Source organism: Bradyrhizobium sp. USDA 4449 (assembly GCF_054056275.1).
Window position 1 is genome coordinate 5,540,520 of record NZ_JBSRYD010000001.1, and the last position, 12,494, is coordinate 5,553,013.

Annotated in this window: 17 protein-coding genes; 9 read left to right on the forward strand and 8 right to left on the reverse strand. The window is 64.5% G+C overall.

All coding sequences use genetic code 11. The annotated features are described in order from the left end of the window. Window positions 1-3: 3 nt before the first annotated feature. Window positions 4-2,085, reverse strand: a complete 2,082-nt coding sequence (locus ACVIIW_RS25850) for a methyl-accepting chemotaxis protein (RefSeq protein WP_456703320.1) — start codon at window positions 2,083-2,085, stop codon at window positions 4-6. A gap of 102 nt (window positions 2,086-2,187) precedes the next feature. Then, window positions 2,188-2,625: a DUF1810 domain-containing protein gene (locus ACVIIW_RS25855; protein WP_456703321.1), complete on the reverse strand. Its 438-nt coding sequence runs from the start codon at window positions 2,623-2,625 to the stop codon at window positions 2,188-2,190. A gap of 189 nt (window positions 2,626-2,814) precedes the next feature. Between ACVIIW_RS25855 and ACVIIW_RS25860 the strand changes: the two genes are divergently transcribed. The 6 genes from ACVIIW_RS25860 to ACVIIW_RS25885 all read left to right on the forward strand — a co-directional run bounded on the left by ACVIIW_RS25860 (window position 2,815) and on the right by ACVIIW_RS25885 (window position 6,547). Continuing rightward, window positions 2,815-3,777 carry a DUF2778 domain-containing protein gene (locus ACVIIW_RS25860; RefSeq protein WP_456705268.1) on the forward strand — a complete coding sequence of 321 codons (963 nt, stop codon included), beginning with the start codon at window positions 2,815-2,817 and terminating at the stop codon, window positions 3,775-3,777. A gap of 81 nt (window positions 3,778-3,858) precedes the next feature. Beyond that, window positions 3,859-4,116, forward strand: a complete 258-nt coding sequence (locus ACVIIW_RS25865; protein ID WP_456703322.1) for a hypothetical protein — start codon at window positions 3,859-3,861, stop codon at window positions 4,114-4,116. Window positions 4,117-4,355: 239 nt separating this feature from the next. Further along, entirely contained in the window at window positions 4,356-5,054 is a 699-nt protein-coding gene (gene minC, locus ACVIIW_RS25870; RefSeq protein ID WP_456703323.1) for a septum site-determining protein MinC, read from the forward strand. A gap of 19 nt (window positions 5,055-5,073) precedes the next feature. Continuing rightward, entirely contained in the window at window positions 5,074-5,889 is an 816-nt protein-coding gene (minD, locus tag ACVIIW_RS25875; RefSeq protein WP_092229016.1) for a septum site-determining protein MinD, read from the forward strand. Beyond that, on the forward strand, window positions 5,886-6,167 hold the full coding sequence (gene minE, locus ACVIIW_RS25880) for a cell division topological specificity factor MinE (RefSeq protein ID WP_456703324.1): 282 nt from the start codon (window positions 5,886-5,888) through the stop codon (window positions 6,165-6,167). The genes minD and minE overlap by 4 nt, the downstream gene beginning before the upstream one ends. Window positions 6,168-6,361: 194 nt before the next feature. After that, complete coding sequence (locus ACVIIW_RS25885) at window positions 6,362-6,547, forward strand: hypothetical protein (protein WP_456703325.1); 186 nt, start codon at window positions 6,362-6,364, stop codon at window positions 6,545-6,547. A gap of 18 nt (window positions 6,548-6,565) precedes the next feature. Here the strand turns inward: ACVIIW_RS25885 and ACVIIW_RS25890 are convergent, their stop codons facing one another. The 4 genes from ACVIIW_RS25890 to ACVIIW_RS25905 form a co-directional block, all read right to left on the reverse strand. After that, entirely contained in the window at window positions 6,566-6,808 is a 243-nt protein-coding gene (locus tag ACVIIW_RS25890) for a hypothetical protein (protein WP_456703326.1), read from the reverse strand. 104 nt (window positions 6,809-6,912) lie between these two features. Beyond that, a complete protein-coding gene (locus ACVIIW_RS25895) occupies window positions 6,913-7,302 on the reverse strand; it encodes a hypothetical protein (RefSeq protein WP_456703327.1) in 390 nt (129 codons plus the stop codon). Window positions 7,303-7,415: 113 nt separating this feature from the next. Beyond that, window positions 7,416-7,646 (reverse strand): DUF6894 family protein, encoded by a 231-nt coding sequence (locus ACVIIW_RS25900; RefSeq protein ID WP_456703328.1) that lies wholly within the window; start codon window positions 7,644-7,646, stop codon window positions 7,416-7,418. 384 nt (window positions 7,647-8,030) lie between these two features. Beyond that, window positions 8,031-9,041: a hypothetical protein gene (locus ACVIIW_RS25905; RefSeq protein ID WP_456703329.1), complete on the reverse strand. Its 1,011-nt coding sequence runs from the start codon at window positions 9,039-9,041 to the stop codon at window positions 8,031-8,033. 305 nt (window positions 9,042-9,346) lie between these two features. Here ACVIIW_RS25905 and ACVIIW_RS25910 point away from each other — a divergent pair, with 305 nt between their 5' ends. From ACVIIW_RS25910 to ACVIIW_RS25920, 3 genes are all read left to right on the forward strand, one after another. Beyond that, window positions 9,347-9,964, forward strand: coding sequence for a L,D-transpeptidase (locus tag ACVIIW_RS25910; RefSeq protein ID WP_456705269.1), 618 nt, complete (start codon window positions 9,347-9,349; stop codon window positions 9,962-9,964). 109 nt (window positions 9,965-10,073) lie between these two features. Then, window positions 10,074-11,060 carry a hypothetical protein gene (locus ACVIIW_RS25915; RefSeq protein WP_456703330.1) on the forward strand — a complete coding sequence of 329 codons (987 nt, stop codon included), beginning with the start codon at window positions 10,074-10,076 and terminating at the stop codon, window positions 11,058-11,060. A 17-nt stretch (window positions 11,061-11,077) separates the two neighbouring features. Beyond that, complete coding sequence (locus tag ACVIIW_RS25920) at window positions 11,078-11,248, forward strand: hypothetical protein (protein WP_456703331.1); 171 nt, start codon at window positions 11,078-11,080, stop codon at window positions 11,246-11,248. A 79-nt stretch (window positions 11,249-11,327) separates the two neighbouring features. Here the strand turns inward: ACVIIW_RS25920 and ACVIIW_RS25925 are convergent, their stop codons facing one another. Beyond that, window positions 11,328-11,762 (reverse strand): COG4315 family predicted lipoprotein, encoded by a 435-nt coding sequence (locus tag ACVIIW_RS25925; RefSeq protein ID WP_456703332.1) that lies wholly within the window; start codon window positions 11,760-11,762, stop codon window positions 11,328-11,330. Between the two features lie 183 nt (window positions 11,763-11,945). Next, on the reverse strand, window positions 11,946-12,404 hold the full coding sequence (locus ACVIIW_RS25930; protein WP_456703333.1) for a MarR family winged helix-turn-helix transcriptional regulator: 459 nt from the start codon (window positions 12,402-12,404) through the stop codon (window positions 11,946-11,948). Window positions 12,405-12,494: the final 90 nt, after the last annotated feature.

Below are 12,494 nucleotides of genomic sequence, written 5' to 3' on the forward strand. Positions count from 1 at the left end.
TTGTTACGCAGCCCTGACTTCACCGAGGAAGCGGTCGAACTGGCCGGCGAGGTCGCGTGACTGCGTCGAGAGCTGCTCGGCGGCGCCCAACACTTCTTGCGCCGCTGCACCGGTGTCGTCGGCAGCGCGCTGCACGCCTGAAATGTTGGCATTAACCTCCTGAGTGCCGCGGGCGGCTTCCTGGACGCTGCGCGCGATCTCCTTGGTCGCCGAGCCCTGTTCCTCGATCGCGGCGGCAATTGCGCTGCCGATCTGGTCGATCTCGGCGATGACGTCGGCGACGTTGCGGATCGCAGTCACGGTCTCGTCGCTCGCGGCCTGGATCGCCGAAATCTGCTCGGAGATCTCGGTGGTGGCCTTGGCGGTCTGGCCGGCCAGCGATTTCACTTCGGAGGCGACCACGGCAAAGCCGCGGCCGGCGTCGCCGGCACGGGCGGCTTCGATGGTGGCGTTGAGCGCCAGCAGATTGGTCTGCTCGGCAATGCTCTGGATCAGCGTGACGACGTCGCCGATCTTCTGCGCGCCGTCGGCGAGGGCGCGCGCGGTGTCGCCGGTGCGGCGGGCGTTGTCGACGGCGCGGGCCGCGATCTCGGTCGATTGTGCGACCTGCCGGCCGATCTCGGCGATCGAGGAGGTCAGCTCTTCGGTCGCGCTCGCGACCGTCTGCACGTTGGTCGAGGTCTGCTCGGAGGCGGCGGCCACGACCGCGGCCTGGCTGTTGGTCTGGGCCGCCGTCGAGGTCATCGACTGCGCGGTGCTCTCCATGGTCGAGGACGCCTGCGACAGGCCGCCGACCAGCTCGGTAACCTTGGCCTCGAAAGCGCGAGTCAATTCGTCGAGCGCCTGGGCGCGGCGCATCTTGCCGTCGTTCTCGGCGTGCTTTTCGGCTGCGAGCCGCTCGGCACGGATCATGCCGTCCTTGAAGACCCGCACGGCTGCCGCCATCGCGCCGATCTCATCGGAGCGCTCGGCACCGGGGATCTCTTCGGTGACGTCGCCGTCGGCTAGCCGTGACATCCGCGTCGTCAGGCCGACGATCGGGGCGCAGACGCGGCGGCGGACCATGACGATGAGGCCGGCGCTGGCGATCAGCACGGCGAGCAGGCCGACCAGCGCGATCGCGAAGCTGGTGCGCGCGGCGGCAGACGCGCCGGCGAGGATCTGCTCGGCATTGTCGTAGAAGGCGTCGCGCACGCCGATGATCGCGCCGAGACCAACTTGCGATGCCGCGTAGTAGGTCCCGACGTCGTGTTCGTATTTGCCGTTCGCCGCACCTTCCTTGACGAGCTTCTGCTCGCGGCCGAAAGCCTCGACATAGTCCGAGTTCATCGTCTCGAGCGCGGAGGCGACATTGGCGGGCGTCGCCGGATTGCCGCGCAGCTCCTGCAGCGATATCACGAGCTGGTCGTTGCGCCCCTGTGAACGCGCGATGTCGAGCTTCTCGACCTCGGTCGCCACCTTCTTCGAGCCGACGAGATTCTTGTGCAGGCTGGCGTTGAGGCCGCCGATGTCGCGAAGCGTCATGGCGAGGTTGGCGTAGCTGGCCTGCCGGTAGGCGTCGCCGTTCAGGATTGCCATGCGGCGGACCTGCTCGTCGAGCAGCGCAGTGACGCCGCTATTGAGCACGGCGTTATCGGCGACGATCTTCCTGGCCGCGTCCTTGCGGGCATCGGCCGGTCCTGCGATCGCCTTGTCCACGGCCTCACGCAGCGCGGTGAACCTCGCATTCAGCGCATCGATCTTGCTGCCGGTGGCCGCGCCGTCGTCGAACGGGCCGGGCAGCTCCTTGCGCAGCACGTTCATCCTGTCGCGCGCGCCGTCGGTCTGCTTGCGCAGCTTGTCGTGCTCGGCAAGCAGTGCGGGGTCGATGGTCGCCGGCCCGTAGAGGATGTTGGTGGCGAAGCCGCGCTCGGGGTTGAGATAGCGCGGGATGTCGCTGACGGCGCGGACGATCGCGAGCCGGCCCTGCGCCTCGGTGATCCTTTCCATCGTCTGGTATTTCGTCACGGCAACATAGACGGCGAGGCCGCCGCCAACGGTCGAGAGCGAGACGATGGCGGTGGTCAGCAGCGTACCGATTTTCATGATCTGTCCGGCAATGGGCGCAGGTGGAGAAAGATATTCTCCAAGAAATAAGGGGGGCGTATTAATCGCCGGTTTACGCTGCGCCCCGGATAGCGGACGCAGCTAGGCATTTCGCTCGAGCCTATCGAGAATCCCGAGCGTTGCATCGTCGCGCTGGCCGGCGAAATATTTGGCGAGCGCCTCATCGAAAATGGGCTCGTCGGACACCGCGCCGAACAGCGTCATCGACGAACGGAATTTGGCATCGTCGGGTGCGCCGAGAATTGCGTTGATTGTTCGTCCCTCGACCGCGAGAACGAGGCGCGTGCAGTCGACGAGACGCGAGCCGAGCAGGGGGTGGGCAAGATAGCACTCGGCTTCCGCGCGCGAGCCGATAGCGTAGCGTTGGGACATGGCGCTGAACCCGAGGCCAGCGATCTGCGGGAAGATGAACCACATCCAGTGGCTTTGCTTCCGGCCCTGGGCCAGCTCCCCCTGCACGGCACGAAAAATCGGGTTTTGTGCCCTGACAAAGCGCTCAAGATCGAAAGGATCGGTCACTGGATACCTCCGGAGGATTTGCCGGCCGCGATTATGCCTAACTTTTGGCTCCCAATGTGGTAGCTGGTATAGAGTCTCCGGGCGGGGGTTGGGCCCCCCGGGGGTCGATTTGGGGATCTGATGGTTTCCGACCGCGCAAGCGCCGAGAGGCTGTTGTCGCGCCGCCGTGTTGGGCGAGCCGAGACAATATTGCTGTCGATGGCTGCCATCGCGCTGGCGCTCGGCGCCGCCGCGTGGGTCGCGGATATCGGCGATTCCACCCCGTTGGTCACAGCTGCCTTGCCGCCGGCCATTTCCCCGTCATTCGACGATCGTTTCGCGTCGCTGTCCGCCAACCCGCCCGCGCGCGAGCTCGGGCTGCGGACGATGGAGCGCTCCGCCCTGAATGCGGTCCAGCTCAAGCTGCGCGATGCCAAGGCGATGCTCGCCCAGAAGCTTCAGGGCGATGACTGGCGTTCGATACTGACCGAGAACGACCAGCAGCAGCAGCCTGCGACCGAAGAACCGGCCAGGCCTTCGCAACGCGCCGACGCAGTCCCGATGCCACGCTCGCGGCCCGTGCAGGCCGACTTCTCAGCCCAGATCGCCTCGAGCCAGGCCTATGCCGACACCAATCCCAGGGTCGATAACCGCAACTTCTTCGAAAAATTCACCGACAAGATCAAGCTGGCGTCGCTGACGCCAGATAGCGGCCTGTTCGGCAAGGCGCCGGATCTTGCCGCGCTCGGATACGATTCGCGGACGGCGGTCTATGACATCAAGGCCAAGGCGCTCTACTTGCCGAGCGGCGTGACGATCGAGGCCCATTCGGGCATGGGCGCACTGATGGACGATCCCGATCATGTCGACCAGCGCATGGTCGGCGCCACTCCGCCTGCGACCTACGATCTGAAGCCGCGCGAAAAACTATTCCACGGCGTTCGGGCGCTACGGATGACACCGACGGACGGTACCAGCGCGCTCGGTCGCGTCGGCCTGCTCACCCACACCTACATGCTCGGGCCGCGCGGCGATTCCAACGGCTGCGTCTCGATCAAGGACTATGATCGTTTCCTCAAGGCTTACGACAATGGCGAGTTCAATCGTCTGGTCGTGGTGCCGAGCCTGGGCCGATCAACGACCGCTTCGCAGCGCGCCAGCACCGATTCCTGATAGTTGATGCCTGACCCCTAGCCTGCTGCGGCGGGGCTGCCGTTTTCCCTTCGTTAAGCCGTTGTCGTCCAGAAGCAGCCCATGAGTGATCCAACAAGCTCCGAGACCCCGCTGCGCACGACGTTCAAGATCAAGCTGAACGGTGACACCCTGGCGATTGCGACCGTTGGCCAGGCCTATCAATTCCTTACCAACTTCAAGTCGGTCGAGTGGATGGAATTCCGCTCGCTGCATGACGATGCCGTCCATGCGCTGGAAGGCGCTGCCAGCAATGCCATGCTTGCGGTTCAGGCGACCAACGCGGTACGCGCGCTGTTCGTGAGCGCGAAGCTGCTCTAGGCGGGGCACCAACGACTCTCGATGACCGGTCGCCGCAATGCCGTCTCAGCCTTTTGGAAGTGGCTGCCGATGCGGATGAAGCCGGGATCGACGCAAGCAAAATCGGCAGGCCGCTGCCCCTTAAGGATGCGCCTGAGCGCGATGATCCGAACCACGTAACCCGGCGGAGAAATTAACCGGCCATTAACCATATCGGTCGCATCGTTAACCATTCAATAACGGGAAACGAGTCGGCCGCCATGGAGGCCCTAGCAAAACCTCAACGCCAGATGGTGCGCCTCCGCGGGCGCTCCTACGTGGCCTTCGTGTTCGTCCCGACCGTTCCGATCCAGGACTGGCTCCAGGAGATCGACGCCACCATTGCGCGCTCGCCGGGCTTCTTCGCCGGCCGGCCCGTGGTCATCGACCTGTCCTCGGTCGATCTCAGCCAGTCCGGCATCAATCATCTGCTGACCAGCCTCGGGGATCGCAACATTCGCGTTCTCGGTATCGAGGGGGTGGAGGAGGCGCGGCTGACGCCGTCGATGCCGCCACTGCTCTCGGGCGGGCGCAGTTGCGTGGTCGAGCAGACCGCGCCGAAGAAGTCGGAGGCGAAAGCCGAGACCAAGCCGACCTCGCTGCTGCTCGACAGCCCGGTGCGCTCCGGCCAGACCATCATCTTCCCTGAAGGCGACGTCACCATTCTCGGCTCGGTCGGGTCCGGTGCCGAGGTCGTCGCCGGCGGCTCCATCCACGTCTACGGCGCACTCCGCGGTCGCGCCATGGCAGGCGTGAACGGTCACGCGAGCGCGCGCATCTTTTGTCAGAAGATCGAAGCCGAACTGCTTGCAATCGATGGATTTTATCAGACTGCCGACGATATCGACGATGCCCTGCGTGGCCGGCCTGCGCAGGCCTGGCTCGAAGGCAGCACCATGCGAATTACTGCGCTGAACTGACCAGAAGGAGATATTTGAGATGGCCAAGGTACTGGTCGTAACATCAGGAAAGGGCGGCGTCGGTAAGACCACGACGACTGCCGCGCTGGGCGCTGCGCTGGCGCAACGCGGCGACAAGGTCGTCGTCGTCGATTTCGACGTCGGCTTGCGCAACCTCGACCTCGTGATGGGCGCCGAACGCCGCGTGGTGTTCGATCTCATCAACGTGGTGCAGGGCGTGGCCAAGCTGCCGCAGGCGCTGATCCGCGACAAGCGGCTGGAGAATTTGTGGCTGCTGCCGGCCTCGCAAACCCGCGACAAGGACGCGCTGACGGAAGAGGGCGTCGGCAAGGTCATCGCCGACCTGCGCAGCAGGTTCGACTGGGTGATCTGCGACAGCCCGGCGGGGATCGAGCGCGGCGCCTCCATGGCCATGCGCTTTGCGGACGAGGCCGTGATCGTCACCAATCCGGAAGTGTCCTCGGTGCGCGACTCCGACCGCATCATCGGCATGCTCGATTCCAAGACCGTGCGGGCCGAGAAGGGCGAGCGGGTCGCAAAGCACATTCTCATCACCCGCTACGATCCCTCGCGCGCCGCGCGCGGCGAGATGCTGACCATCGACGACATCCTGGAGATCCTCGCAACGCCCTTGCTCGGCATCATCCCCGAGAGCCAGGACGTGCTGAAGGCCTCCAATGTCGGCACGCCGGTGACGCTCTCGAACGCGGATGGCGCGCCCGCGCGGGCCTATATCGACGCGGCGCGGCGGCTGTGCGGCGACACCGTGCCGATGCAGGTGCCGACCGAGCGCAAGGGCTTCATGGATCGCCTGCTGCGACGGAGGGCTGCATGAGCATGGGTCTGCTCCGGCTTCTCCGCGGCACCAAGGCGTCCGCACCCGTTGCTCGCGAACGGTTGCAGATCCTGTTGGCCCATGAACGCGGCATGCGCGGCCAGCCCGATCTGCTCGGCGTGCTGCGTGAGGAAATTCTCGCCGTCGTGTCCAGGCACGTGACGCTGGATCCGACCAAGGTGATCGTGCGGCTCGAGCGCGGCGACGAGGTCTCGACGCTCGAGGTGGACATCGAGGTGCCCAACGATTTCGAGCGCAAGAAAGCGGCGGTCGCGTAGGGGCCACGGCCGAAGTTTTTGGGGTGGTGAAAAGGCGGTCCGCCGGGCATGGCGGGCCGCCTTCATCGTGTTGGGCGGTTCAAGAATCCGGGGGGCGATGTGATCGGCGAGGTGCGGAACGGGAGCTGCCATGAAATCGTTGTGAGATATCCGCGGGCCGGGGCTCCGCGGTTCCGCCAGACGGGAGAGCGCCCATGATGTCCGAGCTCCAGGTTCACACTGTCGCGCGGCAGATGCTGGAACAACATGGTTTTGCCGCGATCGCAAAGGCTGCCGAACAGGCGCAGGCCTGCGAAGGGCGCGGCGACGCCGATGAAGCCAAGGAATGGCGTCACATCGCGGACGCCATGAAGATCATGCGCGGACCGGCCCACAGTTAGGCGTGGTCGCCACCCGGTTTAGCGCTCGCCCTGATCGGCGCCTGGCGTAGCCGGCTTGTGCTGCGTCTGCGGCTGCGTGCGCTCGCCGGTCTCCTTGCAGGGGAGCTGCTCCCAGGAACCGTCGGCGGCCTGCTGGTAGGCGCTGCAGGACGAGGAGGCCGTCTTGTCCTCGCCCTTCTGGGCATTCTTCGCCAGCGCTGGCGCTGCCACCACGGCGCTCGCCGTGAGCGCGCCGGCGAAGACGAGATGAGTGATCCGCATGGGGTTCTCCCGTTTGAAAACGCCCCGCATGCTGGCCAGGAATGTGACGATTATGGGCCGGGACGGTAGTTCCGTCGCGGCGTGCTTAACGACGGGAAAAGTGCCTAGCCGCCCTTGCTGCGGATCAGGCCGGCGAGGCTGGTCTTCTGTTTCTCGCACCAATTGCCCATGCCGAGCCGGCGCTGGTCGAGATCGGTCATCTGGGTTGCCACGGCCACCTCGGCCATGAGGTCGTCGGGCTGCTTCTCGCCCATCTTGCCCCCGTGCATCCAGGCAATCGCCTTGCGCACCTGCTCGGTGGTGCCGTCGGGGAGCTGCATCTGTTGCGCCTTCTGCACCAGATCCTCGTAAGCGACGTCGGTATTCGGACATTCGACCTTGGCGGCGAAGGCCTGCAACACCATCGTCACATAGTTCGAGCGCGTGTGGTCATCAGCCGCCTGGGCGGGAGCTGCGATCAGCAACAGGCCTGCCATCAGCAAGGGGTATCGCATCCCGGGTCCTCCTCATTTTTTGGGGAGGCTAGCGTCCAGGGGTAGCTCTGCAATGGCTGCGGGGCCTGATGTCGCGGACGAACTGTTCGAGCCGTCGATGCGCGAAGCGCGTCCTACCGCCGCCAGGAAGGAACGGGATCGAGTGGCGTGCGATAGACCTCGTTGTGATCGCGGTCGGTGACCCGCACCGCGCAACCCGTCCGCTGCAGCTCAGGCTTCACCTGTGACAGCTCGCTGGCCAATTGCACCGCGCGATCGGAGGCGACCTCGATGTCTTCGAGAATGATCCCGCCCTGGTTCTTGAACTCTTCACCAACCACGAGATCGAAGGAATAGTAAGGCATTCGAATTCTCCGGTGTGACGACCGAGATTCTCAAATGAAGCCTTCCATGGAAGTCTTCGAAACATGCTGGATCATAACACTGAGTCGACATCTAGCCGATGAACATACCGCGTAATCTCTGCGTTTATGGCGCAGAAATCATGTGCACTGTTCGCATGCATTAAGATTTAATTAAATATATCGGCGTGATCATAGGGCATGGAATTGCAGCAGAACCGGGCTCCGGGAACCGGCAGCTGCAAGAGAAGGCCGGCGGCATAGATCCCGACGGCCTTTTCTCTTGGCGCAAGCAAACCCAGCACCGTAGTTGCACGGACTCACATCATCGCATCGAGTCGGACAGTTTGCGCTTTCTCATCGTGACGCGAGGCTCCCGGTGCAGCTCTAGTGCACCGGCATGGGCGGACGCACGACAGGTCCGTCATCATCGGCGACCGCTTGCGTCGTGATCGGCGGCGGCGTCGCATTGGCCTGTGATGGCGGCGGCGCTGAAGGCGCCACCGGCGCGGGCGCATAAGAGGGCATATAGGTGTGCGACACGACCGGCTTCGGCTTGCGAAGCGGTGGCGCCGCAGCCCGCGGCGGAATTCCAGGCACGCGCGCGGCTGGATTGGCCGGTGGTCGCGCCTCGGCCACCGGCTTTGGGGCCGCCTTCGCCATCTCGCGGGCCATCTGCTCCTGACCGGCCTTTAGTTCGGAGATGTTGGCCTTGAGCTGCTCGATCTGCTGCGCCATCGCGGCGATGTCGCGCGTCATCGCTTCAACTGATGGCGCGGTGTCGGGCTGGGTTGCTGCAGCTGCGGGCGCGGCGGCGACACTCTCTGCTGTGGGCGCCGGCGCAGACCGATCGGCAGGTCGATCCTGGGCGGCGGGCGGCGCGGGGTCCGCGGCTGCGACCGTTGCTGTCGGCGACCTCGCTGGCAGCAGCGATGCAAGGGACGGTGTCCACTCGGCGAGCAGCTGTTTCGCGGTATCGCCATGCCTCTCCCAGGCGATGGCAGCGGCCGCGCTGCCGCCTGCAAACAGGACCGTGAGCAACGCACCGCGCAACCATTTGCCGCCGGCCGATCGCCTCGCTCGGCCGTGACCGTCATACGCCGTCATGCGGACGGCTGTGTCGACCGAGGGCGCCGCCGCTTGTGGCTCCGGCGCGTGCGTCATCTTCGGCTCAAGATTGATTCTGGGCTCCGACGCGAACTTCGGATCTATCTTCATGTCTATCGTGGGCTCATGACGGGCCGTGAACTCAGGTGCAAGCGTCGGCCCAGCGCTGCTCGCGCGCGAGGCCAGCACCATGTCGGGCGAAATCTGCACGGCATCGTGTGGATCGTTGTCCTTGATCGTGTCCTTCACAATCTCATCGACAATTTCGCGGCTGTTCAACGTCGCGAGCATCGCAGCTCCTTTGACCCCTTGGTCGTTCGCATTGGCGCGAGCCGATCTGTTGTGTGAGCTCATCCCGAGCCCGTGGCGCCACGAGTCCAGCCGCGTTTGACCAAAGCAAGGCGAGGCGATGGAGACACTGGGGCCGTCTTCCGTTAGATGTGGTGATGGAACCAGCCGTGCCGAACACGGGTACGTGTTCCGCACCGCCTTGTTTTCAGCACGATTTGGGCAGCATCTCTGCAATTGCTGGGGGTTGCTATCCGCTATGGGGGCCGGCGGTGCCAAGATTCTCGATCGCTATTCCCGCTGTTGCCATGCTTGCGCTCGGTGGATGCATGCAGGCGACGCTGTCGCCGTCGACGGACGCGAGCATGACGCCGCGAGACCGGCAATTGCTGGCGAATGCGCCTTACGCCCAGGCGAACGTGCCCGAACAATATCTCCGTCACATCGTCGATTATCCGCGCAAGGAGTTGCCCGGGACGATCCTCGTCGATACCGATGCTCGCTATCTCTATTACGTTCTGCCCGACGGCAAGGCGATCCGCTACGGGGTCGCGGTCGGCGAGGAGGCGATGGCGTTCTCGGGCGTCGCGCGCGTCGGCCGCTTGGCAGAGTGGCCGGACTGGGTGCCAACCCCGGAAATCCAGGCGCGGCTCGGACCATATCCGGCGCGGGTTGCCGGTGGCCCCGCCAATCCGCTGGGCGCGCGTGGCATCTATCTCTATGTCGGCAACAAGGACACGCTCTATCGCATCCACGGCACCAACCAACCTGAATATATCGGCCAGGCGATTTCGTCCGGTTGCATCCGAATGCGCAACGAGGACGTGATCGACCTGTTCGATCGGGTGAAGCTGAACGCGACCGTCGTGGTGCTGCCACCACGACAAAGCGCGCAGATCGGGCCGGGCCTCAGCTGGCGCGGGTGAGCATGCGTGGCGGGGTGCCTGCTGGTAATTTTGCGCACAATTTTAGGCATTGTGTTGCCCGGGACGTAACGCTTCGCCTGTAGCGTGCAGCGAGCAAGGGGCTGCTCGCATGTATCTCGTCAAGACTTCGCCGCGCGCGCTGTTCGCTGCGCTGATTCCGCTGGCCATCGTCGAAGCCGTTCTGATGGTCTTCGCCATCGCGGGCGGCCAGGTCACCGATCCCGAAGGCGTGCCGGCGCCGGACGTGATCCTGATGTTCTATGGCGGCCGCATGGCCATCAACGCGGCTTTCCTGTTCGCCGGGCACATCGTGCTGCGGCAGTGGACGAAATCGAGCCGGTTCGCGTATGGGCTGATGGGCGGTGTCATGGCAGCAGCGAGTTACGGCATCGCGATCCGCAATCACATCCAGCTCGCTGCGCCCGGCGACGGCACGGTGGTCACGTTCGGCTTGCTGCCGACGATTGCGGGGATGATTGGCGGATTCCTCTATGGTCAGTTCGCCGGGCTCAGCCCGGTTGCGCGCGCAGCCGGCTCGTCTCCAGCGGCCAGGCCGGCAGAAACGCCGCTGCCGTTGGTCTTCGACGGGCCGGTCCGCGTGCGCACCTCGGTGGCGGGCATCGCGATCGCGGCGCTGATGCCGGCGGTGCTCGCGACGCTGCTGCCTTACACCTTGTTGCCGCTGTTGATGAACGGCTTTGCGGACAAGAGCACCGCGCACATTTTCGCGGCGGTGATCCCGGCGCAGACTTTCCTGGCGATGCTGGTGATCTCGGTCATTCCTGCAACCATCTTCATGCTTTGCTTACACCACGTCGCCCGCGCAATGGGGCGCCGTAGCGCGTGGGAATATGCGGCGATCGGGGGCGCTGCGGCGTTCGTCTGCGCGCTGCTGTTCGCGTTCATGGCGCCGCTCCTCGCGGTGCTGACGGTTCCGGCCGCATTCTGCGGCGCCGTCATGGGCGCGCTCTATCGCCGCTTCGCTGGCCTCGAGCCGGTGCCGCTGCCCGAACCCGTCATCGCAACCGATCCCGAAGCGCTGGTCGGCGCCGATCATCCGTCGCGGCACCAGCACGGCGTCATCCTCAGCAACTGAACACATGGAATGGACAGATGAAAAGCCTCGCAGCGCTTGGTGCGGGCGTGGTGATGGCGGCAATCGCCGCGCTCTGGTTTGCGACGGGGCCGGTGGTGGTGACGGCAGAAGTCAGGCCGCTGAAGGTGAATCCTGATTTGCCGGTGTTCAAGCCAGTTCCGTCAAGCTTGGACGGACGCGCGAGGTGAATGACACCTCAATCGATTCCGCGTCCCATGCCAGGCTCAAGAGTCCGCCGAGCGGCGATGGGCGCGCGCCATTCGCGTCCTAATTGTCGGGCTGCGCGATCCGCCATTGCAGCGTCGTGGCGTTGCCGTTGGCATCGCCCGGCGCCTTGTCGGCCGACGAGGTGTAGAGCGGACGATAGCGATACGCCCACATCTTGCTGCCGTCGTCGCGGTTGATCACGGTGAAGTCGCCGATGGCTTTGGCTTCGGCTGTGGCGGCGAGCGGCACCCAGCTTTCGGTGCACTTGCCGTTGCAGGTCGACGTCTTGCCGGTGGTGTCACGCTCGTAATAATAAAGCGTCATCCCGCGGGGATCGACGAGCTTGGGACCCTGCTTGGTCAGGACCACCTTCGCCGGTGCCGTCGTGGCCTCCGGTTTCGGCGCAGGAGCGGCTTCGCCGCCGCCATGCCCATTCGCGAGCGCATGGCCGGCAGACAGCGCGATGATTGTGGCCGCAATGACGAACCTGAACATCTCCAACTCCAAGCCGGAAAAGTTAATCGGTGTTAAGCGCAGAATTGAGGACGACCGTAACAGCTGAAGGTTAGTTCCTGGTTTCGCAGCGCTGCGACAAATACGTACAAAAATACGGGGTACGGCCTTCTATTTGATGCATTGCCTCGATGCGAACCGGCATCCAGTTCGCCCGAAATCGACTTACATCTCGCGCAACGGCGCGCGGCTGAGCTCGTTGCACGCGGCGATGGCCTTTTGCAAGAGCCGCATCAGCTCTTCGGCTTCCTTGTCGCTGAGGCCGCGCAGCATGATCTGCTGGGCGGATTCGACGGCCGGTGTGATCCTGCGCAGCGTGCGGCGGCCCTCGTCAGTGATCTCGAGCTCGCGGGCGCGTCGGTCGCGGCGCGAAGCGCGGCGCTCAACGAGGCCTTTTTGCACCAGGCGATCCACCACGCCGGTGATGGTGGTACGGTCAAAGGCGATCAATCCTGCGAGCGTGACCTGGTCCAGCCCTGGATTGGCCTTGATGGTCGCGAGCGCCGCGTACTGCACCGGCGTGAGGTCGAAGCCGGCCTGGCCAACCTCGGCCAGGAATACGGCGACGGCGATCTGTTGGAATCGGCGCGCCAGATGTCCCGGCATGTCGTTGTTGTCTTTCACCAAAATCTCCTTGGGGCAGGGGCGGTGCACGAACCTTGACAAGTATGCTGATAATCAGTATACTGACTAATGTCCAACGAGACGTCAACG

Coding starts and splice junctions, on each gene's coding strand:
- ACVIIW_RS25900 (WP_456703328.1), bottom strand. CDS start 7,646: ATGCCTTACTATTCCTTCGATCTCGTGGTTGGTGAAGAGTTCAAGAAC.
- ACVIIW_RS25925 (WP_456703332.1), bottom strand. CDS start 11,762: ATGTTCAGGTTCGTCATTGCGGCCACAATCATCGCGCTGTCTGCCGGC.
- minC (WP_456703323.1), top strand. CDS start 4,356: ATGGAGGCCCTAGCAAAACCTCAACGCCAGATGGTGCGCCTCCGCGGG.
- ACVIIW_RS25910 (WP_456705269.1), top strand. CDS start 9,347: ATGCTTGCGCTCGGTGGATGCATGCAGGCGACGCTGTCGCCGTCGACG.
- ACVIIW_RS25885 (WP_456703325.1), top strand. CDS start 6,362: ATGATGTCCGAGCTCCAGGTTCACACTGTCGCGCGGCAGATGCTGGAA.
- ACVIIW_RS25890 (WP_456703326.1), bottom strand. CDS start 6,808: ATGCGGATCACTCATCTCGTCTTCGCCGGCGCGCTCACGGCGAGCGCC.
- ACVIIW_RS25920 (WP_456703331.1), top strand. CDS start 11,078: ATGAAAAGCCTCGCAGCGCTTGGTGCGGGCGTGGTGATGGCGGCAATC.
- ACVIIW_RS25895 (WP_456703327.1), bottom strand. CDS start 7,302: ATGCGATACCCCTTGCTGATGGCAGGCCTGTTGCTGATCGCAGCTCCC.
- minD (WP_092229016.1), top strand. CDS start 5,074: ATGGCCAAGGTACTGGTCGTAACATCAGGAAAGGGCGGCGTCGGTAAG.
- minE (WP_456703324.1), top strand. CDS start 5,886: ATGAGCATGGGTCTGCTCCGGCTTCTCCGCGGCACCAAGGCGTCCGCA.
- ACVIIW_RS25915 (WP_456703330.1), top strand. CDS start 10,074: ATGTATCTCGTCAAGACTTCGCCGCGCGCGCTGTTCGCTGCGCTGATT.
- ACVIIW_RS25905 (WP_456703329.1), bottom strand. CDS start 9,041: ATGCTCGCGACGTTGAACAGCCGCGAAATTGTCGATGAGATTGTGAAG.
- ACVIIW_RS25850 (WP_456703320.1), bottom strand. CDS start 2,085: ATGAAAATCGGTACGCTGCTGACCACCGCCATCGTCTCGCTCTCGACC.
- ACVIIW_RS25865 (WP_456703322.1), top strand. CDS start 3,859: ATGAGTGATCCAACAAGCTCCGAGACCCCGCTGCGCACGACGTTCAAG.